Raw genomic sequence first — 26,933 nt, 5'->3', positions numbered from 1 at the left:
CCCCTCTAATCCCATTTTTGAAAATCAGGGTCCGAGCGGTAGTGTTCATTATAAATGGCCGACACCCGGTCCCGCAGGCCGTTCCACGACAAGCCGGGATTGCGGCGTACGATCTGATACAAGCGGAGGAAGCGATATCTCGGCAATCCATCCGCATAGCGGCTAATGAAATCAGGGAAGGTATCGATGTATTTTTTCTTCCGTACCGCTGCCCCGGCGGCGTCGATCATAATCTGCCTGCCTTGCTCCATCCGCAAAATGTTGGATTCATGGTCGAGCAGGTATTGGATGGCTTTGCTGTTAATCAACTCGCGTTTAATTTTGGCGATTTCACCGATATAGGCGGCTAAGTCCGGATCAAACTCATCCAGCAGCAGCGGCTCAAGCTCAAGCTCCATATCCTTGCGCAGGCTGAAGCTTTGAAGGAGAACGATCTGCTGCAGACGGATGCGGTCATTTCGGACCAAAAAGGCAATTTCCCTGACGATTTCATACCCTAGCTGGGCATCTTCCTTGATGGCGGCAGAAGCCGTCGCTTTGTTCAGGTCAAGGCCTTCAAGAATCTGTTTTCGCTGACTTCTTATAAGCTTGTCCAGAGCGTGCAGGGTCTCGGAATGCAGCACTCGCCGCTGGATCAGCCATAACCATACAAGCAGGACCACCATACAAGCAAAGGAGATCGCGATCTGCAAGAAGGTCTGACTAAGAAGCACGGCAGAGAGCCCTATTATATAGAAGAGAAGTCGGTCACTCTGCATGGAACGCTTGGCCATTTTCTCTGCAAGTTCCATAACGGGAACAAGGGCGTTGCGTTTACAGTGAGCGCAGCTGTCTTCCCAAAGAATCGTGAAATGGTGGCAATGTTTGCAAACCCTTAACTTTTGGTAGACATATCTCGTTTTACTATAGGGGCGAAGTTGTACGGGTTTTTTCTTATCCATGCTGTTCCCTCTGTGAGTTGGCAACTTCAAGCAGAGTCTGATGCAGCTGCTCCGGTGTCGGGGCGTTCTTCTTACGCTTGAAGTAGGCCGTGATCTTGATGATGACAAAAAGAAACAAAATCCCGAGACATCCGTATGTAATCATATATCTATTCCTTTCGGCATCGTATTTGTTCGAAAATGGCGGGTGAGGCTTGTGTCCTAAGTTCGGGTGGTACGACTGATTATGTTGAACTTTGGCAGGTATAATTATATCATATGGACATAGTGCTGGTATATTTTAGTGATTAGCATGGTATTTTCTATATAAATACACCAGAGAAATGGATGTTCCCGGTATGTTTTTAAGCTTTCTTTCATGTAATTTTAAGACTTATTGCCTACAGTTAGACTAACGGTCTGACAAACGAACCGAGGCATCCACCTGATGCTAGACTAAATGGATGAAGGAGTAATTCGATGTTACGTAAAAATAAATGGCTTCTCTCTTTGATGGCAGCGGTGCTGCTGACCCTGACCTGGAGCGGAGGAACCATGCCTCAGGCAATGGCTGCCTCGCAAGGCTCCAAGATTGATGCCGTACTGGTGATGGATGCCAGCAACTCCATGAAAAACAGTGATCCGGAGAGGATCAGCAGCGAAGCGATGAAGATGTTTATCGACATGCTGGCCACCACCGGCGACAAGGTCGGCGTCGTATCCTATACTGACCGGATTCAGCGGGAGAAAGCACTGCTTGAAATTCAGTCGGAGGCGGACAAGACCGCGCTGAAGGAGTTTATCGATCAGCTGGATCGCGGTCCGTACACGGATATGTCCGTAGGCCTTGATGAAGCCGTGAAAGTGCTGAAGCAGGGAATGGACCCGGCGCATGCGCCGATGATCGTTGTTTTGGCCGACGGTAACAATGATCTGGATCCAAACACAGGCAAGACGAGCCAAGAAGCGTCAGATCAGTTAGAGCAAGCCGTCAAGGAGGCCAAGGGGAGCGGCATCCCGATTTATACGATCGGGCTGAATGCCGACGGGAAGCTGAATAAAGAAACGTTGGATGAATTGGCAAACCAAACGGGGGGCAAGTCCTTTACTACCAGTTCGGCGGATGACCTTCCGCAAATATTAAGCGAGATTTTTGCCAGCCACCAGCAGCTTAAGATCGTTCCGGTACAATCCATTACCGGCAACGGAAGCTATCAGGAAGTTACGGTTCGTGTGCCGAATGCGAACGTGCTGGAGGCGAACATTTCCATTATGTCCTCAAGCCCGGTCGACGTGAAGCTGGTCGATCCTGCCGGCGCTGAGCAGACTATTCCTTCGGGCAATGTCCTGCGATCTACTTCCAATTCCTACTCGCTGCTCAAGCTGCTGAAGCCGCAGCAAGGCGATTGGAAGCTGCAGGTGAAAGGCGTATCGAAAGACAAAATCGACATTAACCTCGTATTCAACTACGACCTGGAGCTGACCATGGATCCTCCGCCACCTTCAAAGGTAAAGGCAGGAGATACGATCGATATTAAGGCATATCTCGTCAGCAATGGACAGAAGCTGCAGGACCAGGAGCAGTATGGCAATATGACGGCCAAGCTGTTGGTTAAGGATCTGGACACCGGGGACGAGTCAGAGGTCGAGCTTGAGAATAAAGGCGGCAGCTTTGAAGGGAGTTACAAGATTCCGCAAAAGCACGACTACGAGCTGAAGGTACGGGCGGAGGAGCAGAGCTTCTACCGCGAAAGTGCGCCGGTGAAGATAAGCGCAAAGGCAGCAGCCACGGGCTCCGGAAGCGACGGGAAGGAGATGACTGCGGGCGAGGATGCGAAACCTTTTCCATTATGGCCCGTAATCATTGGCATCGCGGCGCTGCTCCTTGTTGGAGCGGCTGCATATTTCATACTCGGCGCGATTAAGAAAGCGAATAAAGGCTTTGTCGGCCAGATCGTGATCGAGATCAGAGACGAGAACACGGGCGAGAAGACGTTTCCGCAATACAAGAAGCTGACTTCGTTCAAAGGGAAGTTCAATCTGCATCAGCTTCTGCAGCTTGCTCCCGAGCTGAAGGAGACCGAGAAGATCTTATTCATGCCGGGCAAGAACGACCGCATTATACTTAAAAACAATTCTTCAGCCGTGGTTGAGAAATCCGGCCGCGCGCTGGATGCATCGAATGGCACGGAGCTTAAGAACGGAGACCGGCTGAGAGTTTCCCTGCAGCAGGCGGACAAAACGATACTATTTGAATATTTGGCTTAAAGCGCGTGTTCAAAAAGGGCTGCTTCCTGACTCACTTCTTATCAAAAGCGGACTTTTTGAACAACCTCTTAAAGCCATGATCTATCAGGAGGGGAAGTTATGAAACCGGTAGTAAGAGAACATATACAACAGCTTGACGTTTCACTTGGAGGCGGGATTGTCAGCGAGAAAATACGGGTCGATACCATCGACAATCCGATCCTTATCATTGGACTTGGAGGGACGGGGATCGATGCGCTGCTGCGCTTGAAATATCAGATTAACCGCCGGTTCAAGCTGCCGGAGGATCCGTTGTCCAAGAAGAGAATGGACAAGCCGGATAATGTGGAGTTTCTGGCTTTTGAGACCAACGAGCAGGATAAGAATAAACGTTATAAAGGCATCGGGCTTGATCCGATCAATGAATTCGTGCTTCTCTCCAATGCCGAGATTGGAGGCCTCCTCCAAAACCGCAGCATCCTGGAGCCGTACATTACAGATTGGCTGTCGCCAGAACTGAGCATTACCGATGGCATGAACGGGGCAGCAGGCGTACGCCAAGCGGGCCGTTTGCTCCTGTTCACGAAGATTACGCAAGTGGTGCAGGCGATCGACAAGAAGATCAAGACGCTGTCGGTCGGCACGAACAAAAAGCTGATGGTTTTCCTGCTGACGGGGCTGTCCGGCGGTACGGGCAGCGGCTGCTTCTTGGACATCGCCTATATCGTCCGCGGCATTATCGAACGCGACCACGGCTCTGCCGGCATTGACCGCGTGAACACCCTTGGCTATCTGTTTACGCCGGATATTAATCTGGCGAACAAAAGCTTGAGCGAGCATACGCGCGAATACATCAAGAAGAACGGTTACGCCGCACTCAAAGAGCTCGATTACTGGATGAACGTGGATGCCAGAGGCGAGCGTTTCAAACAGCAGTACGGCAATATCCTGAACGTGAACTCTCCATTGCCTCCGTTTAATCTGTGCCATCTGATTTCCGCTACGAATACGGAAGGCAAGCTGCTGGAGAACGCCTATGATTATTGCATGAACGTTACCGCTGAGAACATCACAAACTTCATGGCCAGCGAGGAAAAACAGTCCGGCGAAGAGTTTGCGATCCATGACTACATTAGCAACATCCGCACCAATATCGCGCAGATGAACAAGGCGTACCCTGCCAATTACGACTACAACATTATCGGCGCATCTTCAGCTGTTCTACCGATTGAAGAGATGACCACTTATCTCGCGTACCGCGTTTTCGGCAAAATGCAAACCATGTTCGAGAAGGCGCCAAGCCAGGAGGACGTCGAGAAATTCGCAAGCAAGCTGGGCATCGACCTGGACTCGATGACGAAGAACTTCGAGTCCCGCGTGCCGGAGCCGCTCCCCGGGTACCAGAATAGCGAACGGCTCAGCTACGCGAACGTGGTGAAGAACCAGGTCATCAATATGGACACGGAGCTGGAGCAGAATTTCCTGGCAAGAGCCCGCGAGGAGTATATCAAAGCGAAGAAGCAGCTGCCGGGCGAGATCGTGGCTCAGTTCAGCGATCAAATCCGCCGCATGTTCCTGCATCCGCAGCAAGGACCGTTCTATGTGTCCCGGTTGATCTATACGGAGAAGGGCTTCAGCCTGCTGAAGATGCTGCTGTCCTACATCGAGGCGCTGCGCGAGAATCTGACCCGCATTCCCCGTGACATCGAGTCGGCCAGGGAACAGGCCATCGAACGCCTGGGCGATGCGAAGAGCGCTTTTGTCTCCAAGGATAAGAAGAAGAATATCTATATTGAAGCCAAAATCAACGAATATTGGCTGGAAGCCGATGTGGAACGCACCGAGCAGATGATTGAATTCTATGAGGATTTATACGATCTGCTGAATCAGGAGAATAACCGGATTTACAGCGTGTATACGGAAATTCTGAATGCATTGAATTCGATTTTCGCCAAGAACGGCGACATTCTCGTCAACGGGGAAGAGCAGCAGGACCATAAAGGGAATAAAACGTATTACTGGAACCTGGTCAGCGTGCCCGACATTTCCGACGTGATCAACAAAATCATGGATCAGAAGGATGTGGACGATCTCATCCGCGATTTCGCGCAGGAGCTGCTGAGCCATGCCAATCGTTGGACGCGGGAGCAGGAGATCGATATCGTCAGATCCATTTCGGAGTTTCTTACCGATAAATTCGGCGATCTCATCACCCGCTCGATGGAGGATTTCCTCGTCATGAAATTCGGGCAGGAGGATTCCATCGAAAAATTCGTCGAGCGCAACATCGCCAGCAAGCTGGATGACGAAGCCGTGCCGGTCTTCCATCTGAGCAACAGCGCAGGCAATCTGTACTTCCCTTCCTGGGGCTTCGTGTCCGTGCCGGTACAGGCACCAAGCATTCTGAAGGGGATTCGCAATTATCAGAACAATTCGGTCGGGAAGTCTCACTTCACCGTGAAGGAGAGCGAAGTGAAGAACCGGATTTTCTGGTTGAATACGAAGAACGGCGTGCCGCTGTTCGTCTATACGCCGCTAAAGGTTTATGAGGAAAGCTACGAACGCACGATCATGGACAAGGAAGGCGTCGGGCGTCACTTGGTTCAGACGGACCGCAACAATTGGACGTACCTGCCATCACCGATTCCCGAGAAATCCTGGGGGATACCTACGTCAACCCGCGGGTTCAGGATTATAACGCCCGGGTACGCGCTGAATTTAACCAGGCGCTAGAGTTTAAAGTCATCATCCAGAAGGACGTTGACCAGAATACGAGCAGCCGCTATGCGGTCGTGTTTACGAAGCCATTTGATCTGAACGAGCTGCTTCGCGCTTATGATTTGCAGTTGGATAGTCCCAAGCCTAATCTTGGGGAAGTGAAGCGGGCATGGACCGAGCTGAAGCGGCTCTTGAACGAGGGGCTGGAACGGGTTGGCTCTAAGGATATTTTCAACAGCATCAACGAGGATATGGCCAAGGAGAATCTGATCCGTTCGCCGGAAATGATCCGCATCGTGCGGGAAGAGCTGAAGAAATATGCTGCCATCGCGGCCAAAATCACGGAATTCGAGCTCTTGATCAGCGACAATCAGAATGAAGAGAAATGGCTTGATCAATTCATCGAGGCGTTGTACACCGGGACGATCACCAAGAAGGGTGCGCTCTTCGTTTATGATCGCGATCCGGAGGAAGATTCCTGGGAGCCGTTTGCCAACCTGCTGAAAAGCGTGAACGACGTGGAGTATGAAGTTTACAAGCACTTCCGTCAGCTGGATGAGAAAAGCCGAAGCACGCTGCTTCGCAAATCCTCCCGCCGCGATCAGGAGCTGACCGCTTCCGAGGACATTACGCCGCTGCTCACGAAGCTGGAGGAATTGGCCGAGCGGTTCCTGGAAACGCGCGACCGGCTCGAATACGAGAAGGTGGAGCTTGCGGACGGTGAGGAGCGATACCAGTTCTACAGACAGGTATCTTCGAAATTAAACGACATCCGAAGAAGGTTGAAATAGACGATGAGGGAGATTCTTCGCCAGTATGCTGCCGGCTATGCCAAGTCGGAAGAGCAGCTTACCTTGATGGAGGATGATCAGAGCAGCATCCACTACCCGGAGGTATACTTGTTCATTGGCGACAAGACAGCGTCCGCCATCGAACCGATCATGGAAATCCATGACCGCAAATGGGATAACAGCGCAAGCGTCGTTTATTTTCATGTGGGAACGGACCGGAGCGGGAATCGGGAGCCGAAAGGCTCCGAATCCTCCGGTCGCCTTCATCGGTATCATCTGCAATTGCCAGCGTCAGACGGCTCATCCAAGTCCGCACGCAAGGAGCTGTACCAAGACTTCTATCGGGACCCGCATCACCTGGCCGGGTTGAATAAAGCGATTCGGAAGCTGAGCCACCATATTTCAGATTATGGACGCAGCTATTCATCCTTTGACCGGATTCATCTGTCTGTCATTACACGGGTCGATGACCCGTTCAATGTGTTTATACCGGAAATTTCATTACTGGCCGCATCCATCTTCCAGCAGTCATTCAAGTCGGTGCAAATGGATATGTATGCGCTCATTAATGAAAGGGATCAGATTGATTCCTATGGTTATGCGAGCTCTGTGGGCGTTGCCTTCCTGCGGGAGCTGGAGCTGATGCAGAGCCGGGAATACAACTTCTCCGCGCCGCTGCAGGTCACGGAGGATGGGCTGACCATTCCGGTCGTCCACCCGGCCTCGCCGTTGTTTGATCTCGTTTATGTACTATCCGACAAGAATGAACGCGGCATATCGGGTTACGCCGGGATGCAGGATATCTACGATATCATCTGCCATCTGGGTTTGCTTAAGAACCGGAAGCAGAAGGATGAAACCTATGACGGAGTCCGGGGCATATACAACAATACGTCGTTCAAAAGCAATATCATGACCGAATCCGGCCGCCAAGGCTTTGTCTCCGCAGGCTTTGCCCGAGTAAAGAGGCCGAACGAGCCGATTGCGCTAACGGTGCTCTATCATCTATGCCGCGGACTTCTCCTTCGCATGAAGGGCGGGCCCGAACCGGAGGTTCATGAATGCCTGACCTACTTTGGTCTAAATCCGGAGGCCGTATCGGCAAGAGCGGACCGGATGCTGCCAAACCCGGAGCATCTGGACGGGCTAAAGGGTATGATGTCACACCCCGTCAGTTATGCCGGGCTGAAGCGGATGAACATTCGTGAAGCAGAAGAGGCATTGTTCGGGGATGGCTGCCGGCAATTTTTTCACAGCAATTATGAGCTGGAGGTCCAAAAGAGACTTAGAGATATGAGTACTTCTGAGGAGCTTCATCGTGCGCTTCGTCGAACCTTGGCGGATCACCCGCAAATCGGTTGTTATCAAATCGTGAAGTGGACGAGCGACAAGGCGGGAGAGGGGATACTGCTTGAAGCGGTTCGTTCCCGAATCCGGGATCTCGGCAGCCTCCTGAAGAGCGAGCAGGACGGACTCAACCGCTATTATGAGGAAAGCGTGGAAAGTCAGCCATTCAAGAAGCTTCCTTTTCGGGATAAACAGAATGTGCGCCATTTCATTCGATATTTCGTGGGCGAGGTTTATCGACGCAAATATGAGCTTTTGCAGCTGGAAACGGAGCTAGAGCTTTACAGATTGTATGAGACGGAGCTCGAACGGATTTACCGTCAGTACAAGCAGCAGGCGAACATGCTGGACCAGCTCGAAGCGGAATTGCTGGAAGCGGCCAAGTCGAGCATCCGTACCGCAGATGATTATATCGGCCAGAACCTGATGGAGTATTATGGCCTGGTCACGGAAGAGCTGATGCTGGAATTGGAGAGCAAGCGCGGCCAGGGCGTATTCTTCGAGGAACGGTATGTCGGCAATCTCTCCATCGTTACGCATGAAGGGATCGAACCGATCCTGTCGAACATGATCCGGGTCTGTTTGAGGGATCTATTGACGGCAGAGCCGTTCGTGCAGACCTTCGAGGAAGAACTGCTGCGGCGGGCGAACGTAACCATCGACTACAATAACAAGCAGGTGCTTGCCAAGGAAGATCTGTTTAAGGTGCTATACCGGATGCTGGAGGAGAACTCCGTTACGTTGGTCAGACTGCTTGACTATACGCAGGAGCATCGATACGAGGAGAAATATTTCTTCGGCGATGCCGACAGCGAATTCGTCCGTTACGCGATTCACGCCGATGAAGCTTTACGGGTGTACAAGCTTGGCATCGTGCATGAGAAGCGCTCAAGCGGGGTTGAGAAGCTGAACCTGATGGGAGGTTTCCACTTGGAGGATCTGATGTACTACCGGAATGGCAGAACCTACTACGAGACCTATACGGCAAACGGTTATGAATTTCATGGAATGGAACCGGCGCAACTTCCCGAGCTGCGCTAGCGTTCTTAGATTCTGATACAGAGAGTAGGCGTGTATTGTGCAACGAAAAATAAACCCTCTCCTGCTGCTGTTTAGTCTAGTCGGTGGGGGAATCGGATTTGCCATTGGGGAATTTTGGCTTCGCCAGTGGGGGACAGGGCTTCCCGTCATCGTGGTTACAGGGATCTATTTCGGAATTTTGGCCTTGTGCATCGGATTGGCCTGCTTAATCGCAGAACTGATCTCCCCTCGTTTGAATGGGAGCTCATGGAGACAGCGATATACAGGCACATCATGGAAGCTGCTGATTCCATCCACTTTGGTGGCGCTGTTCCTGCTAGGTATGCTGTTTGAGTGGGTGTATCAGTTGAACCCGGGCAGCGCCAAGCCCGTGAAGGACATCGTGCTGATCATTGATAATTCAGGCAGCATGAAAGATACGGACCCGAATCAGGACCGATATACGGCGGCCAAAAATCTGATCAAACGCATGGACGAGGATAACCGTGTATCGGTGATGGTGTTTGATCATGCGACAACGTTACTGCAGCCGTTTACGCGTGTGAAGAACCAAGAAGCCAAGGATGAGATCATCGCGGAAATCGACGGTTTGGCAACGACCGACGGTGGCACGGACATCAGTCTCGCGCTGGAGGATACCATGACGCATATCCAAGAGAGCCATGATGCCGCTCGAAGCGCCATGGTCATTATGCTGTCGGACGGCTTTAGCGAAACGGATCATGCGCGTGTGCTTGCGGACTACAAGCAGCAGCAAATCGCGGTGAATACGATTGGCCTCAGCCTTGTTAACCCGGACGGTGCCCAACTGCTTCAGACGATTGCCGCCGAAACGGGCGGGCAATATTACGACGTGCAGAACGCGGCAGATTTGTCTTTTGTTTTCCAGAAAATCTATGACGATGTCGGGGATCGTTCCCTGTTGACGAAACGTACGGGCGTTATGGAAGATAGCGTTTATTATCAGATTGTAAGAATCGCTGCGATGCTGCTTATTGGCGCTGCCATGGGCCTTGCCCTCGGGATTGTGTTTGATAACCGCCATCTCGCGCTCAGCTTCAGCATCGGCGGAGCGGTATCCGGCGTGCTCGCAGGCGTTGTTCTGGAATATGGCCTATCCGGGGTAGAAGTGGGGGATGCCTCCATTCGTATGCTGGCCTGCTTCATTCTCGCAGGAGTCATCGCCTTGTTTACGTTGGTGATCCCGGTTAAGGAGAACAGCAGGATCATTCGTAATGAGCAGCGGCCGGGCCGAACGGGACGAGGACAACGGCCGAATGATTCAACAAGCCGAGGATTTTAAAGCAGGGGGCGTTCGATATGCGTTTTAAAAATGCGGAGCCCGGAGAATGGGTCATTCAGGGATTAAGCTATCAGTTGGAAGATGGTTTCTGTACGCTCCGCTGGAACTGGCCGCCAGATCTTCAGGCGGTATACATTCACCGCGAGATGGATGATGGATTTGGTCCGACCGCTGGAGCTTTGGAGCCTGGCAGCCTGCGTCTGTATACCCGAGACGAGTACAAGGCGAACAATGGGTATCGGGATCGGGTGGACGGAATTGGTCAGATTATGTACACGGTGTATGCCATGTCTTCCGAAGACGGAGAGATGGCCTTAATCAGGCAGCCGGATGAAGCGAACAGCATTCAGTTCAGCACCGGCAAAGCCATGCTGACATACTCCATCCGCGAAAAGAGCCGCTGGCTGCAACCCTATAAGACGATTGAAATTCAGGTGACGGCGGAAGTGCCGGTACCCAAGGACGTTTTATGTTACGTAAAGAAGCAGGGGGCTTATCCGGTTAACAAGGAAGACGGCATCTTGTACCCTTTCGTTACGGATTTTGCGGCAGGGCGCAATGAATTGCCTGCGATCGAGGTGGGCAAGAACGATTATATTCGCTTGTTTTTTACGGATGGCAAGAAGTATGGACAACGGTATGAGCTCGTTTATAGATAGAGAAATCGAACACACAGCAACCACGTTGAACGCGTCAGTGTGTAATTCATAGGGTTCAGAGGGAGGTACGAAAGATGGGCATTTTTGATATATTCAAGAAAAAACCGGAGCCGGAGCCAAGGCCGCTGTTCTATGACATTGTGTGCCCTTACTGTTTCAGTAAGTTTGCTCCGAAAGAGGTTGTCTTCCGGGCTGCCCACGACCGAGAGGATGACGAGGACTATGCGCTTGGGGAAGATGATGAGCTGAATCGGTACCGTGAACGCTTTGGGCTGGATTCAGTGTATGATATCGAAGCGATTATCCGTCCGAGCGACATACCGGAGGAGCAGCACATTTATTCGGATCACGTACTGGTTGGATTGAATGACCGTTACGGCGTCGTCACGCGCAGACGGTTGTGCCCGAAATGCCACAATGAGCTTCCGGTAACCGCCGGGAAGGTGCCAAGCAACATCATCTCGATCATCGGTGCTTCGCAAGTGGGCAAGTCGGTCTATATGACTTCGCTCATTCATACGCTGCAGCATACGACGGCGGATCATTTCGATGCGGCCTGCATGCCGCTGAATGCCGAGATCAGCCGCAAGTTCCGTACCGGCTATGAGGAGCCGTTGTTTGAGCGGGGAGATTTGCTGGCGTCTACGCAGAAGGAGAAGATGCAGGAGCCTTTCATTTTCCAATTCGTGTTCAAGGACGAGTCCAAGCCGCCGTTAACGCTCGTATTTTTTGACGTGGCGGGCGAGGGCATGGTGGACGAGGATTATTTGGGCCTTCACGGACAGCATATCAAGAATTCCGCGGGTATTCTGTTTATGGTGGATCCGCTCCAAATCCGCTCCATTCGAGAGAAAATCCGTCTGAAATTCGGTGACCAGCCCGGTGAATGGGTATCCCAGTATGATGAGCCGCGTGACGTCGTACTGACGATGTTCGGCGATTTCATCGCTTATGAGGACAAGGGCAAGACGGATATTCCGACAGCGGTTGTCTTGACCAAGAGCGATATGCTTCATGCCCTTAAAGATGAGGATGGCGAATATGTGAAGCTGAACAGCAACATTTTTAACAATGTGGTACACCGCAAGTTTTTGAATTTGACCGAGTTTGAAAATATTGACGGCGAGATCCGCCGTTTTATCGAGAAGGTTGACCGTCCGTTCAAGGGAACGATGGATGTATACTTTTCGAATACTGCATACTTTGCCGTGTCGGCTCTCGGCAGCAACCCTGTCGACCAGAAGCTGCAAAGCGTCGTTAGCCCGATTCGGGTGGATGAACCGTTCATCTGGCTTCTGTACAAGCTGAAGTATATTCAGGGGAGGGAAGACTAGTGCCGGATTTCCCATCCCGAACCATACAGCAGCAAATGTACACGCGGGAGCGGCGGGGCATATTCCGTTCAGCTGAAGGCTTTGATACGGTGGCCCGTTCGTCCGGCTTGGAGGCCTCCTTTATCAAAAAGGTGCTGCATCCCTTTTGCCAATACGAGGCTCCTGCCGAGCTGACGGCACGAAGCGAGAGGGAAGCGGCGGCTTATCCGGCCGCCCTTCATCTGTTCCATACGGAAACCGGAGAAACGGTGCTGGGGCGAAGCGTGTTTCAGCCTGCGGATTTTACGGGACTTCGCAGTGCCTTTTTTACGCATCACTATGTCATTCCCGACGGTTTCCTTGAAGATGAGCATTCGGCTTACCAGTCCTGGCTGCAGGCTTCCTTTGCCGATCACTACGATATTGAAGAAGGCGTTGATCTGCCGCAGCTTCCTGCCATTCCGGTTCAGGCCGATTCTCAAGCCGCCATTTCCTATAAGAGGGCGCCAGCCTTATTGCAGGAGCTTGGGATCGACGAGAAGGTATTCAAGCAGCTGCTCTATGCATGCATATCCGCGGCTGCCGGGAAGAAAAAAGTATATATCGTTCTGGATGTGCCGGTGGAACAGTTGTCCGCGAAGGCGGAGCAGCTGCTCTTTGTGTTGTTTGGCCGATTGCCCTATGCGCTGCGCCAGGTGCTTGGATTCGTAACCTATGCCAAGGAGCCGCAGAGCAAGAAGGGACTTCACCTTATGTTCGTGGAGAAGGGCAGCCTGCGTCTAAGCGACCGCAGCATCGAGAAGGATTATTTGTTTGAGCTCGCTGCCGGCAGGGTTATCAATGCCGATCTGAAATGGTCCGAGCAGCCTTATCTTGATTTTGCATGGGAAACGCTATTGGACCCGGATCGCTCCGAGCGCTTTTTTGCCTTCGCCGAGCAGATGCTTGCCGATATGGAGCCGGGTCTGGGGATCTTGCTGGACAGCTACGATGATTTATGTGTGCTGTTCCAGATTGAAGAAGGCCAAGAGGGCTTGTACCATGAGCATAAACATGCCGTTCTGCGTGCAATGCTGCTTTATTTGAAGCCGGCAGGTGCCCTTGCTTCTAAGGGACGGCTGGATCAGCTGTTCCACACCCTGTTTGCCCAGGAATTCGAACTTGTCAAAGGCGGACATGTTCCGGATGCAGCCATTGCCGGTTTTGTTAGGGATTATCACGGCATCAATCCCCGGCAGCATCATGATCTGATTGTGGAATATTTTATCCGCTCATTAAATAACGCCTTATCGAAGCGGCGTCAGGATGTGACCGAGGCGATTTACGACCTGCTGGAGGGCAGCCCGGCCTTAAGCCGAGCCTTCTACGCCAGGGTGCTGACCAGTCCGGGACTGCCGGCGTTGATGTTTGATCCGTACATGAAAAAACGCATGCAGCAAGCGGCGTCGCCTACAGACTTGGTAGACCTGATCGGCTTGTGGGTTCGGAACCACCCACTCCTGCTGGAACAGGAGAATTACATCAGGTTAGCCGAAGCCCAGCTTGTCGATAAGCTTAAGCAGGATTCGGATCCGGTGAGAGCGGTCAACGCCGTACTGGACCAATTGGATTCGCTGGAGCACCATCCTCAGAAGGGAATCGGTCGTTACCAAGGCGGAACATCATTTGCAGACCGGTTGATATATGCGGCAAACCTTTTTCTCTTGCGTGAGGTGGAGCCCGAGCAATTAAGCCAGAAACAGCTGCTGGATATCGGCTTTCTGCAAATGCCGAAGGAGTTCAAGGGCTGGGTAGAGCGGTTTGATTCCCGGATTCGGTCCAAAGCCGCGGTCATGCTGGCCCTTCACCAATGGTCCAGCCGAGAAGAAGCAAGAGTGGAGGTGCTGGAGGATCTGTCAGCCGAGGAGCGGGAACGAACCCAGCAAATCATGCGGAAATGGCTGCAGAACCATGTGGTGCCATCCCGATTTGATAGCATTACCCTAGCCTTTTGCACGGAGATTCGTTCCAGTGCCGTAGACTATCGGGGCCTGCTTGATTATTTGCACAGATACGGCAACAGTGCAGAAGTGGTATACCAGTATATTATGTGGTCTGCCGAGCAACCTGTATTCGTTAGACCGCGGGGACTTGTTCCGGCTTATGCCACCGCCATCGTCGATTATTTCAAAACCTATGATCGTGAAGCCTTCAAGAATAAGGAATATGCGAAAACGTATTTCAATTCTCCCGCTCCAATCCTTAAACCGGTGTATACGAAGGTTAGGGCTGAATTAGCTTCGCCGTTGGTGCGATGGATTCGACAGCATTCGCGGTTCGTAAAAATCACGTCGTCTTTGCTTGCGGTGATCGTTATTGCTGGCGCTGTCTTCATGATGATTCAAAACGGCAAGGGACCTGCGGATGGCAGTGCCGATCCGAATCCGGTCACTACCCCTCCAGTTACCGCACCTCCGGCTTCTTCCGATACCGTCCCTGAAAAGCCATTACTGACGGCGACGGTAGTGGAGGAAGGCGAGCAGGAGGGCAAGACCGAGCTGAGTTTCCATTTTAAACAGCCGGCAGCTTGCCGGGATTTCAATGTGGACGAGCTACAGATTGTAGGCAAGGATGCAAGCATGTTGTTTGAAGCTGCCAGCCCTGAATTAACGCGGGTATGCGCGGATGAAACTACAGGCGAAGCAAAAGCCGATCCATCAGGAACAGAGATTGAATCAACGGATAATCAAACGGACCCGAATACTGGGATAGCAGAAGGGGAAGACTCGTCTGATCCTGCTGAAGGTGAAGCTGTGGAGTCATCGGAAAGCGTTGGTGACGCTCAGGAAAACCAGACTTACTCAAGTCAGGTTACCGTGAAGCTGGATAAGCCGCTTGACGTGTCCCTAGTCGAAAAGGTTGTTGTGGATGGCGTCTCGTATGAGCTGTCCGACGAAAGCGCGCTTTCGGAAGAGCCCGAGCAGACGCCGGAGAATGAGACGGATGAAGGAGTTTAATATAGAAAACGAGCAGACGATCATTCGTCTGCTCGTTTTTTTCGACGCCTCTTTATATGCACGACCGCCTATTTATGCTGGCAGCAGATTTGTTCTTCTGTTTCGAGGTTTTGTACGGTTGCATAGGTGTTGCCCCATTCACACATTGTATTTAATACGGGCACGAAGGATTGGCCCAGCTCAGTTAAACTGTATTCTACCTTAGGCGGCACTTCTTTAAATACTTCTCTTCGGACAAGCTCATCTCGTTCCAGCTGCTTTAATTGCTCGGTTAAAACTTTCTGCGTTATGGTTGGCATGAGCAGATAGAAATCCTTGGTTCTCCTTGGTTTTTGACTCAGAAAAAAGAGGATTAAACATTTCCACTTTCCTCCTACCGTATTCATAAAAATATTGATTCCCGTATTGAGACCGTTCATGATGGATTCCCCCTAAATAGGCACATAAAGGTGGCTAACCCACTTTATTGTGCGTTATTTTCTGCCACTGTACGGTCCATTATAATCGGAATGTGAAGCAAATAAAACTTTTGGAGTGAGTGAGCACAATGAGTGTGAGAGAGATATTGGAACAAAGACGTTCTGTCAGACATTATGATCCCCATTATACAGTGGAATCGGAAACGTTGGCTGCTTTGATTGAAGGAGCCAGCCAATCGCCCAACGGAAACAATATTCAAGCGACACGGTACCTGGTTATAGACGACCCGAAGTTAAAAAACTTGTTACTTCCCATTGCCTTTCATCAGCAACAGGTAGTAGAAGCATCCGTACTAATCGTTGTACTGGGCGATTATCAAGCATTTGAAAAAGAAAACATTATAGATATCCATGAAGATGGATTCCAAAAGGGTTATTTTGACGCATCATTAAGAGACTATTTAGCCAACGCGGCTATCCAATATTATTTAAATAAATCAAAAGAAGATTTAAAGCTCGAATTAGTAAGAGACGCAAGCCTGGCGTCCATGTCGTTAGTCTTACTGGCGAACGAGGCGGGTCTTCATACGATTACCATGTCCGGGTATGATTCCAAACAATTAAAGTCGGCCTTACAGATTTCTGACAGGTATGAAGATGTGATGCTTATAGCCATTGGGAAAGGAATTAAACAAGGTCATAAAACCGTTAGACACGATGTGGACAAAGTTATTTATACAAATAAAATATAATTCATGGAATGAAATATTAGTTATGTGAAGCCAAAGCAGCCGATCACAATGATCGGCTGCTTTTTTCTTATTGATTGATGGTGAATCGATTACGGATAATGGTTACCTCCAAAATGTAATCTTGTCAGAGCTTAATCGAACGGACTCATGCCCGTTTTCTTTGGCTTTTCCTAAAGAGATGATCATGACTGGAGCATAGCGTTCTTCATCTAAATCGAATGCTTTTGCTAACTGATCAGCTTCAAAGCCTGCCATTGGATTCGTATCATACCCATGTGCACGAGCTACTAACATGAACTGCATGGCAAAGAGGCTGCTATCGACTTTTGCAATTTCAACTTTCATTTCTTTGGATAGAGTCGGAAAGTAGGATAGAATGGTTTCGAGTTGACGATCACGTACTTCAGCTGGCATTTTTCCTTGTTCCACAGCTGTATTGTAAATTTCTTCAGTATATAAATAGCTTTGGGTATCACCAAAAATTAATAACATGGCTGATGAAGTATCATTCTGTAACGTATTGAACCTCACAAGAGGTCGTAGCTTTTCTTTTCCTTCTGGAGTATCGACCACAATTACACGCCAAGGCTGCATATTTGCAGAGGATGGAGCCAAACTGGCTTCCGAAATCATATCGCTTATCTCTTCTTTCGATATTTTAATGCTCTCATCATAATTACGGACAGAACGTCGGCCCATAACGATATTGGCGAAATCGTTGTTTTGAATATGGTTAAACATAGAACCTCTCCTTTTGATAACATAGATTTTTTGACTTTGTAGATGTCATTCGTTATCATATTTCGTATTATGAACTATGAACCTAGGTTCATAGCAAGAAATAAAAGAGGTCCTATTATGAAAATAAACGATGTTTCAAAATTAACGGGTCTGCCCATATCAACATTAAGATTCTATGAACGTAAGAATCTGATTCCGGACAGCTATGTTAAAAGAGATGCAAATAATTACCGTGTTTATTCTGAAGAGATTGTGGAGTTTCTAGATGATGTGAAGGCACTTTTATCCGTAGACTTTTCTATAGAAGAATTAAGTTTGTTGGTAGATCAAGAACTTAACTTATCATACGAGGCTAAGACGGCAATGATTGAACAAAAAATCAAAGAAATTGAAGAGATCCAGAAGCGATTGAAAAAATCGAAGAAGTTCTTGAATGCCGTTTTGGAAGGAAAGGCAAGTTTTCAAACCAAGTGTTAAGGACAATCTAATGATCTATTAATCCCGACTGCAATATAAGGGCTGCGATCAACTGCTGGAATGCTCGCAGCCCTTTCATGAATGGATCCGATTATGAAGATCGGTCAGAACTTGTTGGATCATTCAACTGTCATGGTCATTAATGAGGAATTCCCGTGGATATGTCAAATTTTATGACTAACAGTCCTCGTAACACCAGACATTGATCTGGTTGCCATATGGATCATAGGTATGGAACATGACAAGAAACTTGGGATTTCCGGCAAAATCGGTTACCTTCCATCCTTGTTCCTGCAAACGTTTATGGGTCTCGAAAAAGTCGGCCTTCTTCCGGATTACCCAATAAGGCCTTGCAGCTACAGTGAGCGCGCTCTTCGTTCGGTCCATCCGAACGGTTTCCAGATAGACCGGTGCACCTTCGTTAGTGATGATAACGGTTGCGGAGGTTCCGTCCTCGCTGATCCGTTCGACCCTGCCGCCCAGATTAGTCTCATACCAAGCGATGGCTTCATCCAGTCGGTCTACGCCAAAGCGGGGGATCGCTTGGAAGGGAAAGCGTGCGTCCGGTGCTTTAGCAACCAATGCCTCCGTACCTGGTTCCGGTTCGATTGCCGTTAAGCGGTTGCCTACCGGATCGAAGAAATCGAAGGAACGGTCAAAGGCGCCTTGGGTCACATCGGTTACTTGAATATTCTGTTCGCGAAAATAGGCGTGTGCAGCTTCAAGATTCGTTGTGGTGAAGCAGAAGCGAACATTCCCGTTCTGTCCCCAGTCTACTGCAAAATGCGGGTGATCATGTTCCACCGACTTGATATGTATGCATCCCAGTGCCGGGAAAGTAAGGGTGGCCATTTTTTCGACCGGGTAATCCTCTTCGTATGTCACTTTCAGATCCAAATGTGTGCTATACCAATCGATGAGTTCCTTGAATCGATCCCAGGGGGCCACGATAAAACCTCCATCAAAATCATCCAGCCTTAATCCAACCATTCGTTTGATCCTCCTACAAGAAAGTTTTGGAAACGGAACAATCCTAGTATAAACCTTCAAGTAACTTGAAGGTCAAGTGAAGCGAGTTTGCATTACAGGAATCATGATTTCGAATAGAGGAGAATCGGGAAAATGCCGTTCCAGCCGTTTGCCCGCAGGTTCGAAACCGAACTTCTGGAGAAAGCGGATCGTTCGCATGCAGATGAAGGTATCCTCCCATGAACTATCCACCGATATGAACAAGGTAGGAGGGATGGTCTCCAGATAGGCTTCCGAAGAAGTCGGGAGAGGGGTTGGCTTCCGGGAGGACTCCGTTATGACTTGATATCCGACTTCAATCTGGACCGCGTGCGGGAGGGAATCTATCACCTTGATCAAGCTGGAGCCTTGGGTGCGAATGTTGAGGTCACGGAGTTTGGCAGCCGCTTGTTTCATTTCTCGAGAGTAGGAGCTCACTGGCTTGTCTACCAAAAACGGCTGCCATATCACGGTTAAGGGTTCTTCCCAATTGATGAGATGCAGACTGCCATGATCCGATTCCATTCCATTTAGATATTGACTCGCAATCTGAACCGAAAGTAGACGTGCTTCAGCCTCCCGCCGCCAGCGTTCAAGAAGCTGGAAACGCGTACTTTCCTCGGCCTCCAGGAAACAGTGAATATCCCCTAGACTGATTCCCGATTGACGGAGACTGTTTACCAGTTTGGCGGTCTGAATTTGATGGTATCCATAGAACCGGTAACCGTTATCGTGCCGTTCAGCCGGAACTAGAATGCCTTTGGACTCATAGAAGCGAAGCGCACTGGGAACCATGCCCGTGCGTGCAGCGAATTGCGCGATACTCATCATTGGCGTTCACCTACTATTTTTAAATAAGTTCCAAAAGAGCACTGGCATATTGAATGTACCAGATTCTGCTGCTCCATATAATATCATAAACAAAGGCGAAATCGGTGTTAATGTAATTTTGTAAGGAAGATACAACATGAGAATTGAAATAAAGTGAGAAGTAGAGTCACACCATAGAATGGAGAATTTTTATGGAATGCAGGCTTCACAATAAGGTATTCTGGATGTGAATGAGTGGAATTGTGATAACAATGGAACTGGATTGTTGGGCATGCAATAGTTGAGAGATGGGAGGTGTGGAACAATGTCATATCAAAAGGCACTTGAGGCATACATAGCGGCCACGAATACGCATGATTTTGACAATGTAGCCCGGCTGCTCGACGGAGAAGCGGTCTATTGGTTTTCGGACCGGAGCTGTCATACGTTGGATGAGATTCGGGCCTATTTCGAACATGCTTGGCATGTTATTCAGGATGAGGTGTACCGGGCGGAGGATGTAGAGTGGATCGCGATCGATGCTCATACGGCGGTATGTGTCTATACCTACCACTTCGAGGGTTATCATCAGGGGACATTTACGTCCGGAAGCGGGAGAGCAACGAATGTGTTCGTTCGTAATGCCGATAGTATATGGAAATTAAAGCACGAGCATTTAAGTTCGATTCGATGAATCGGTTGGATATCATTGCATAAATAAAAGAAAAAGAGTCCTTGGAGGGCTCTTTTTCCATTTGTAAAGATTGCAGGCCCTGACAGATCCAATCCAGGTTGAATTTATTAACAGAATATAAAATTAAAAGAATTTATCCCATGGTTATGGAAATGTATCCCTTCTCAATCGATAGTGTAGGTTCCATGATACAAATATATGAATATTTATTGAACTCGAATGAATTCATGAAAGGAGGCTGTAGTAGAGCGCTCGGACCGTGATTCCATTATGAGTAGAAAGGGGGGGACTGAACTCTACATAGTTGAGCTGGAAAAATTAGTAACCGCTTTCAATAGGAGTTTGATTTGAGCGATCTGCGAAATTAGGCAAGTCATCAAAGAACCACCCGATGACACCGAGGGACAGACATCCATCGAAATGCTGTATCATTTGCAATCGAAATTTAATCAACAGAGGTGAAAACGGTTGACGCCATTTATGATAAAAAAACACCCGAAATGGGTGATGTGTTTCTTGGCCCTTATTCTCATGTTTACGCCACTGCTTAATGCGCCTGCATCCTATGCGGCAGAGGTTACTCCTTCCTCAGAGATTCCTACCATTAGCTCCGAAATCGACCCGGCAACGGTAACAAGCTCGACCTATGGAGCTCAAGATCCGCTGGCGCCGCAGAATCTTCGTATTGAAAGTGTCTCTCATAATATGGCGATATTTCAATGGGATTTCAAACCCGTCGAAGGTGAAAACAATATACAGGTGTGGGACGCGGATTCAGGCAATTGGCTGGCATGGGGCAATTATTGGACCCGTGCCGTGACCGGATTGACACCTGAAACGACCTACAGGATCTATATTACTTGGGATGGCGACGTGAAAAAAGAACACAAAAGTAATGTATTGGAATTCACCACGACCAAAGACGAAGCTGAGTATAAAGATGCACCGTTGACCCCTCCAAGCCATCTTATAATTGACGATGTAACGGAAGATACGGTTACGCTGAGTTGGGGTTCGAGTCCCGGAGCCGAAGCTTATGACATTTATATTAATGGAGCATGGAAAGGCGGCACTTGGGAAAACTCCGTTACCACGGCTACTTATGGACCTTTGGAAGCAGGAGAAACTTATACTTTTAAAGTAGGTGCACAGAGAAGCGTAAATGGAGCTTTGGAAGCATCCGCCAATAGTAATGCCGTTACCCTTAAATGGGGGAACTGGCTCAACCTCAAGGTTTGCAAGTAGTCACGGCTACACGATCTACGGTTTCACTGGGCTGGGCACCGGTGCCCGGTGCCACAAGCTATGATATTTATCAGGATGGAGTAATGGTTGGTTCGAGTAGCGGGAGTCGGTATGTAGCTGCTGGACTGGAAGAAGGAAAGACCTATTCGTATAAGGTCGTGGGCCATAACAGCCTATGGACTTCGCCAGAAAGCGAATCCGTTTCGGTAGTGCCTGGCAGCAATTATAACAATATTACGTACTACACTTCTTGGTCAGCTAGTACCGAAGAGCGTAATTTTCATCCTGGTGACGTGGATGTATCACAGATCACCCACATTAACTATGCCTTCGCCGATATATGTTGGAAAAAATACGGGAGCGGGCCGAGAGCCTGCGAAGATCCTAATATTCCTGCACAGGATCGATACGTCCATGACGGAGAAATTGTAATTGGAGATCCGACATTTGATTTTCAGAATTTCGCAGCTTTCGAATCCATCAAGGCATCGAACCCTCATTTGAAACTTATAGTTTCAGTAGGTGGCTGGTCATGGTCTGATAATTTTTCTAACGTAGCCATGACGGAAGAAACACGCCGTACTTTTGCAAATTCTGCTGTGAAGTTCCTACGAGATTATAAGTTTGATGGTCTGGATGTTGACTGGGAATATCCTGTTGAAGGAGGGGAAGAGTCGAACTCCAGGGCACCGGAGGATAGAGAAAATTTCACATTGTTAATGAAAACCGTTCGCGAGGCGTTGGATGCTGCCGGATCAGAGGACGGGAAGTATTATCTCCTGACGATTGCTTCAGGGCAGGGAGACAATTTTACCGTTAACGCAGATTTTGCGAATTCTGTCCAGTATCTGGATTTCATTAATATTATGACTTATGACTACAGTGGTAAAGATGACCCGTTCGGTCATCATAATTCACCATTGTTCTATGATAAAGCTCTTTTGAGGTCCTCCGCTCCAAGAAATCATGTGCTTGGCGGTTTGTTAGGTCATTTGAAGGGCGGGGTGCCGACACATAAGTTGATTGCGGGCGTTCCCTACTACGGTAAGGGCTGGGATGGCTGTGGTCCGCTAGGTCAGTATCAGACTTGCAATAAAGGCGGGACTGATTTGAAATCGTGGGAGCCTGCCATTTTCGACTTCAGCGACCTTGAGAATAACTACATCAATAAGAACGGCTATAAAAGATATTGGAACGAATCCGCCAAGGTACCTTACCTGTACAACGATCAAAATAAAGTGTTCATCACCTACAACGATAAGAACACCATGAAGTACACCGCTTCTATCGTGAAGTCGCTGGATATTGCCGGCGTCATGAGCTGGGATATCAGTGGCGACCGCAATAAGACGCTGACGACTCAACTCATTACCGACTTGCCGATCGACGGCAAAGTCAATGCTTCAGCACTTCCGGCTCCGGCGAATCTCTCAAAGGTAAGTGTCGGCGCAAGCTCCATTCAGGTGAAATGGGATGCTGTGGCAGGTGCAACGGGATACGAAGTATATGTGAATAATGCTTTGTCAGGCTCGGTTACAGAAAATAGTTACACCATGAATGGCCTTAGCTCTCTGACAAACTACAAGATTCATGTGCTTGCGGTAGATCGAACGGGGAATGAGATTAACCGCGTCTCCAGCGCTTCGAATCTGCTTAGCGTAACAACTTCAAGCAGCGGTTCCGGTGGATCTGACGGTTCCGGCGGATCAGGAGGCGCTGGAGGATCTGGTTCACCGACGCCTTCGACGCCACAACCTCCTAAAGCCAAAGATCAGCTAGAGGCAAAAGTCACGCTTCATGGCGATAAGGCTATGGTGACCCTACCTACGGCTGCAGCTGTTAACAGCATTAACCTTTCGGATTCCTCCAACTTCCAGATCCATGCGGGTGCAGGTGCGAAGCAGGCTGAGGTTGAGATTCCGCAAGAAGTCATCGCTGCCGTTGCGAAAAAAGGAGCCAAGGCCAGTCTCTCCATTATCGTGAACGGGACAGAATACCGGATTCCGGCTTCGCTGATTACGGTTCCAGGTCCTGTGAAAGTCTCGATTATTTCTCCTGAGGCTGCCGATGCAACGGGCGTTGAGAAACTGATGAAGGGAAGAGAAGTACTAGCCGACCCGCTGTTGTTCAAGCTTGAGCAAATCAACGCGGATAAGACAACGACCGAACTGAAGCATTTCGGCAAAACCCATGTCAGCCAATTTGTTGCTGTAGATGCGAAAAAGATAAATATAAAACGTGCCGCCGGAGTGGTTTATATACCAGGTACCCATGAGCTTCGATCCGTTCCGACTTTATTTAAAGTTAACGCCGATCGTACGGTAACGGTTGAAATCAAGAAAACCGGCAGCGGTGTTTATGCCCTGCTTCAGCAAGATATCCGGTTTAGTGACGCGATCCCTTCATGGGCACGAGAAGACGTTGCGCAGGCTGCTGCCAAGCTGATCGTATCTGGTGAAAGTAACGGATCTTTTGGCGGTAATCAACCCATTACCCGTGCCGAAATTATATCCATTGTGGTGAAAGCGCTGGGTATTCTGCCTGACGACAGTTACTCCAACTTCAAGGATGTAGATCCGAAATCCGGATATGCCAGAGAGATTGCAGCTGCGAAAGCGGCAGGGTTAGTGAAAGGACGCTCAGGCGATATCTTTGATCCAAACAGCTTGATTACGCGTGAGGAATTGGCCGTTATGCTAAGTAATGTGCTGAATTATGCCGGCAAGAAGAACGAAGCGAACCAAGGATTGTTAAACAAATTTAAAGACCACTCCAAGGTTTCATCCTATGCGAAGTCGTCCGTCGTCTTCGTTGTGGAGCAGAAGATTATGCAAGGCGTATCCGGCTCCAAGCTGGATCCGCAATCCCATGTAACCAGAGCTCAGACGGTGGTAACCGTCATGAGATTGCTGCGGGCAGTGGGTTTATCTAACTAACATGGATTCGTAATACAAATGGGATGTCTCGCAGGCGAGTTTTAACGCTGCCTGGAGGCATCCTTTTTTTCGAAAGGAGTATTAAGCTATAGCCTGGCTGAATCGCTGCTGTGTTTATTGAATATAGCAATTGAAGAGAAATGCCGCTCTGCTGCTCATGCTATGATGAATCTATCAAATCGACGAGGTGATTCGAAATGGCATTGAAAAGCGATAATATTTTTGTAAACCTACCCGTGAAGGACTTGGAGAAAACGAAGGACTTTTTCTCGAAAATCGGTTTTGAATTTAACGCGCAATTTACGGACAAAAACGCGGCTTGCCTGGTCATCGGCGATAACATCTTTGCCATGCTGCTCACCGAGGATTATTTCAAGACGTTCACCAAGAAAGATCTGTCGAATGCCGCGAACACAACGGAAGTAATTCTGGCACTATCCGCCGAAAGCCGGGAGCAGGTGGACGAAATCGTTAATGCCGCACTTTCCGCAGGAGGGTCGCCTTCCAATGATCCGGTGGATCATGGCTTTATGTACGGATGGAGCTTCCAGGATCCGGACGGCCACCTGTGGGAAGTCATGTATATGGATCAGAGCCAGGTCGAATAGAAGCATTGCAGCAAGCAGGTGTATCTTCAACATGAAGCAGCATACATCCCGTAAAATGAAGCGGCAGAGGTCTCCGAGGTTATGGGGGAAATCTGCCTCTTTACTTTTATTTGGAAATCCGTTATATTTGTATGTGCAAACAATAAAAGGTGATTCAACAGGATGAACTCAGCGAAAGAGGTAACCGTTATGCTAAATACGTATATTAAGGAATGCCTTTACTTCACAGCCAATCGTCTTAGCCGGGTCATTACCAAGATGGCCGAAGACGAGTTTGCAGCAAGCGGATTGTCACCCACATATGCTTATTTGCTTATGGCTGTATATGAGAAGGAAGGGATCTCGCAGAAGGAATTAGGCGAAATTCTTCACCTTCAGCCTTCTACCGTAACCCGTCTGGTTGAGAAACTGGCCGTTAAAGGGCTGGTTTATAATCGGGTAGAAGGAAGGATGTCATTGATCTATACAACCGATAAAGGAAAGGCTTTGGAGAAAGTGATTCACGAGTGCTGGATGAATTTGCGCAGTCGTTATGGCGCTATTTTAGGTCATGCCGAAGGTGATGAATTATCATTGCATCTATACGAGGTGAGTGATCAATTGGAGAATAAGGACTGAGGTCTTTATCTTCGCGGAATTATAATTGTATGTACAAACAAATTGATATAGGAAGATCACTTGAGTTGATGCGTGTTAAGCGTTCATTCTAATCGGGAGGTGAGTCAGACTGCAAGCTAGCTGGTGATTTTGGTTGACCACAAAATAAAAGGAGTGTTGCCTATATGGAACGCCTACTCGTAATTAATGCACATCCGAGGGTAAGAAGCGAGAAGTCCTTGAGCTTGCAGGTGCTTGAGTTTTTCGTAAGCAAGTATGCAGCGCAGAATCCGGCCAGCCTTATCGAACAGATCGACCTATATCGGGAATTCATTCCCGCCATTGACACGAATCTGCTGAACGGGTGGGAAAAGCTTGAGAGCGGGGAGCCGTTATCCGAGGATGAAGGGAAAATGATGGGGCGGATGGCTGAGATCCTGCAGCAGTTCAAGGGGGCATCCAAGTATGTAATCGCCATGCCGCTTCACAATTTTAACATCCCTTCCAAGTTGAAAGATTATATGGACAATATCATCATCCCGAAGGAAACGTTCAGATATACGGAAAGCGGGTCCGAAGGACTCCTTACCGACGGAAGAAGCGTTGTGGTCATACAGGGCAGCGACGGCATATATACAGAGAATGATGGGTACCGTGAGATTGAATATTCGCACAAGTATTTGAAATCCATGTTCGAATTCCTCGGTATTACGGATTATGAGATCATTCGTGCACAAGGCCGCGCCACGCTGGATGTTAAAAATATTCTGTACACAAGCCGATTGGCCGCTGCGGAAGTCGTGGATCGTTGGAGTTCCGAATAAATAACGCAAAAAAGGCCCTCCAAGTGAAACTTGAAGGGCCTTCTAACATTAATTGCCTTGGACTTCGGTCGTTACCTGCCACAATACGCCGAACTTGTCTTCCAGCAACCCGAACAGCGCTCCCCAGAATTGAGTCTTCAGCGGATCAAGCACCTTACCACCTTGGGCCAAGCGGTCAAAAGCTTCATGCGCTTCAGCATCGCTCTCAAACGACAGGCTCAGGTGAATCCCGTTCCCGCGCTCCAGGGTTTGGAATATGGAGTCCGACATAAAGATTGGAATGCCTCCGGCTACCAGACTAAGATGCATGACCTTGTCTTTAAGCTCTTCCTTGGTTCCGGGAATCTCACCATGCGTTTGTACGGACAGGATCTCCCCGCCTAGTGCTTGGGTATAAAACTCAGCCTGTGCTTTTGCATCCTCAGAGAAAATATACGGTGTCAGTTTAGCCACGTTCAACATCCTTCCCAGTTTTAAAATGATGGAT

At 49.1% G+C, this 26,933-nt stretch carries 21 protein-coding genes and 1 pseudogene; 15 read left to right on the top strand and 7 right to left on the bottom strand.

The genetic code is table 11. The annotated features are described in order from the left end of the window. Positions 1-5: 5 nt before the first annotated feature. Positions 6-791, bottom strand: a complete 786-nt coding sequence (locus tag BJP58_RS16280) for a hypothetical protein (protein WP_233355096.1) — start codon at positions 789-791, stop codon at positions 6-8. A gap of 142 nt (positions 792-933) precedes the next feature. After that, on the bottom strand, positions 934-1,086 hold the full coding sequence (locus tag BJP58_RS16275) for a hypothetical protein (protein WP_164817485.1): 153 nt from the start codon (positions 1,084-1,086) through the stop codon (positions 934-936). A 314-nt stretch (positions 1,087-1,400) separates the two neighbouring features. Between BJP58_RS16275 and BJP58_RS16270 the strand changes: the two genes are divergently transcribed. The 7 genes and pseudogenes from BJP58_RS16270 (at position 1,401) to BJP58_RS16240 (ending at position 15,335) form a co-directional block, all read left to right on the top strand. After that, positions 1,401-3,188 carry a vWA domain-containing protein gene (locus BJP58_RS16270; protein ID WP_194544682.1) on the top strand — a complete coding sequence of 596 codons (1,788 nt, stop codon included), beginning with the start codon at positions 1,401-1,403 and terminating at the stop codon, positions 3,186-3,188. Between the two features lie 99 nt (positions 3,189-3,287). Then, positions 3,288-6,676 (top strand): annotated as a pseudogene (locus tag BJP58_RS16265) (tubulin-like doman-containing protein). A 3-nt stretch (positions 6,677-6,679) separates the two neighbouring features. After that, positions 6,680-9,064: a transcription initiation factor TFIID gene (locus tag BJP58_RS16260; protein WP_194544681.1), complete on the top strand. Its 2,385-nt coding sequence runs from the start codon at positions 6,680-6,682 to the stop codon at positions 9,062-9,064. Positions 9,065-9,101: 37 nt separating this feature from the next. Further along, positions 9,102-10,367 carry a vWA domain-containing protein gene (locus BJP58_RS16255; protein ID WP_194544680.1) on the top strand — a complete coding sequence of 422 codons (1,266 nt, stop codon included), beginning with the start codon at positions 9,102-9,104 and terminating at the stop codon, positions 10,365-10,367. Between the two features lie 17 nt (positions 10,368-10,384). After that, complete coding sequence (locus BJP58_RS16250; RefSeq protein WP_194544679.1) at positions 10,385-11,026, top strand: beta-mannanase; 642 nt, start codon at positions 10,385-10,387, stop codon at positions 11,024-11,026. Between the two features lie 74 nt (positions 11,027-11,100). Next, positions 11,101-12,360 carry a hypothetical protein gene (locus BJP58_RS16245; protein ID WP_100541387.1) on the top strand — a complete coding sequence of 420 codons (1,260 nt, stop codon included), beginning with the start codon at positions 11,101-11,103 and terminating at the stop codon, positions 12,358-12,360. After that, entirely contained in the window at positions 12,360-15,335 is a 2,976-nt protein-coding gene (locus tag BJP58_RS16240; RefSeq protein ID WP_194544678.1) for a GAP1-N2 domain-containing protein, read from the top strand. The genes BJP58_RS16245 and BJP58_RS16240 overlap by 1 nt, the downstream gene beginning before the upstream one ends. A gap of 68 nt (positions 15,336-15,403) precedes the next feature. Here the strand turns inward: BJP58_RS16240 and BJP58_RS16235 are convergent, their stop codons facing one another. Then, entirely contained in the window at positions 15,404-15,754 is a 351-nt protein-coding gene (locus BJP58_RS16235; RefSeq protein ID WP_071220915.1) for a winged helix-turn-helix transcriptional regulator, read from the bottom strand. 146 nt (positions 15,755-15,900) lie between these two features. On the opposite strand from BJP58_RS16235, the gene BJP58_RS16230 reads away from it, so the two are divergent. Continuing rightward, positions 15,901-16,506 (top strand): nitroreductase family protein, encoded by a 606-nt coding sequence (locus tag BJP58_RS16230; protein WP_233355095.1) that lies wholly within the window; start codon positions 15,901-15,903, stop codon positions 16,504-16,506. Positions 16,507-16,608: 102 nt separating this feature from the next. Here the strand turns inward: BJP58_RS16230 and BJP58_RS16225 are convergent, their stop codons facing one another. After that, positions 16,609-17,247: a nitroreductase family protein gene (locus tag BJP58_RS16225; RefSeq protein WP_194544676.1), complete on the bottom strand. Its 639-nt coding sequence runs from the start codon at positions 17,245-17,247 to the stop codon at positions 16,609-16,611. A 69-nt stretch (positions 17,248-17,316) separates the two neighbouring features. On the opposite strand from BJP58_RS16225, the gene BJP58_RS16220 reads away from it, so the two are divergent. Further along, positions 17,317-17,724, top strand: a complete 408-nt coding sequence (locus tag BJP58_RS16220; RefSeq protein WP_233355094.1) for a MerR family transcriptional regulator — start codon at positions 17,317-17,319, stop codon at positions 17,722-17,724. Positions 17,725-17,901: 177 nt separating this feature from the next. Here BJP58_RS16220 and BJP58_RS16215 read toward each other — a convergent pair whose 3' ends face one another. Both BJP58_RS16215 and BJP58_RS16210 read right to left on the bottom strand, forming a co-directional pair. After that, positions 17,902-18,714, bottom strand: coding sequence for a VOC family protein (locus tag BJP58_RS16215; protein ID WP_194544675.1), 813 nt, complete (start codon positions 18,712-18,714; stop codon positions 17,902-17,904). A gap of 72 nt (positions 18,715-18,786) precedes the next feature. Then, positions 18,787-19,563 carry a helix-turn-helix domain-containing protein gene (locus BJP58_RS16210; protein WP_194544674.1) on the bottom strand — a complete coding sequence of 259 codons (777 nt, stop codon included), beginning with the start codon at positions 19,561-19,563 and terminating at the stop codon, positions 18,787-18,789. Between the two features lie 304 nt (positions 19,564-19,867). On the opposite strand from BJP58_RS16210, the gene BJP58_RS16205 reads away from it, so the two are divergent. From BJP58_RS16205 to BJP58_RS16185, 6 genes are all read left to right on the top strand, one after another. Then, positions 19,868-20,236: a YybH family protein gene (locus BJP58_RS16205; RefSeq protein ID WP_194544673.1), complete on the top strand. Its 369-nt coding sequence runs from the start codon at positions 19,868-19,870 to the stop codon at positions 20,234-20,236. A gap of 507 nt (positions 20,237-20,743) precedes the next feature. Beyond that, positions 20,744-21,481 (top strand): fibronectin type III domain-containing protein, encoded by a 738-nt coding sequence (locus BJP58_RS33645; protein ID WP_442953968.1) that lies wholly within the window; start codon positions 20,744-20,746, stop codon positions 21,479-21,481. After that, positions 21,472-24,417, top strand: coding sequence for a glycosyl hydrolase family 18 protein (locus BJP58_RS16200; protein ID WP_233355092.1), 2,946 nt, complete (start codon positions 21,472-21,474; stop codon positions 24,415-24,417). The genes BJP58_RS33645 and BJP58_RS16200 overlap by 10 nt, the downstream gene beginning before the upstream one ends. 197 nt (positions 24,418-24,614) lie before the next feature. Beyond that, complete coding sequence (locus tag BJP58_RS16195; RefSeq protein WP_071220907.1) at positions 24,615-25,025, top strand: VOC family protein; 411 nt, start codon at positions 24,615-24,617, stop codon at positions 25,023-25,025. Positions 25,026-25,214: 189 nt separating this feature from the next. After that, positions 25,215-25,643 (top strand): MarR family winged helix-turn-helix transcriptional regulator, encoded by a 429-nt coding sequence (locus BJP58_RS16190; RefSeq protein ID WP_194544956.1) that lies wholly within the window; start codon positions 25,215-25,217, stop codon positions 25,641-25,643. Between the two features lie 164 nt (positions 25,644-25,807). Further along, complete coding sequence (locus tag BJP58_RS16185; RefSeq protein WP_194544672.1) at positions 25,808-26,446, top strand: FMN-dependent NADH-azoreductase; 639 nt, start codon at positions 25,808-25,810, stop codon at positions 26,444-26,446. Between the two features lie 48 nt (positions 26,447-26,494). Here BJP58_RS16185 and BJP58_RS16180 read toward each other — a convergent pair whose 3' ends face one another. Further along, positions 26,495-26,899: a VOC family protein gene (locus BJP58_RS16180; RefSeq protein ID WP_194544671.1), complete on the bottom strand. Its 405-nt coding sequence runs from the start codon at positions 26,897-26,899 to the stop codon at positions 26,495-26,497. Between the last annotated feature and the right edge of the window lie 34 nt (positions 26,900-26,933).

It is taken from the genome of Paenibacillus sp. JZ16 (genome assembly GCF_015326965.1).
Lineage (GTDB): Bacteria > Bacillota > Bacilli > Paenibacillales > Paenibacillaceae > Paenibacillus_AQ.
This window is presented reverse-complemented; position numbering and strand designations above follow the sequence as displayed.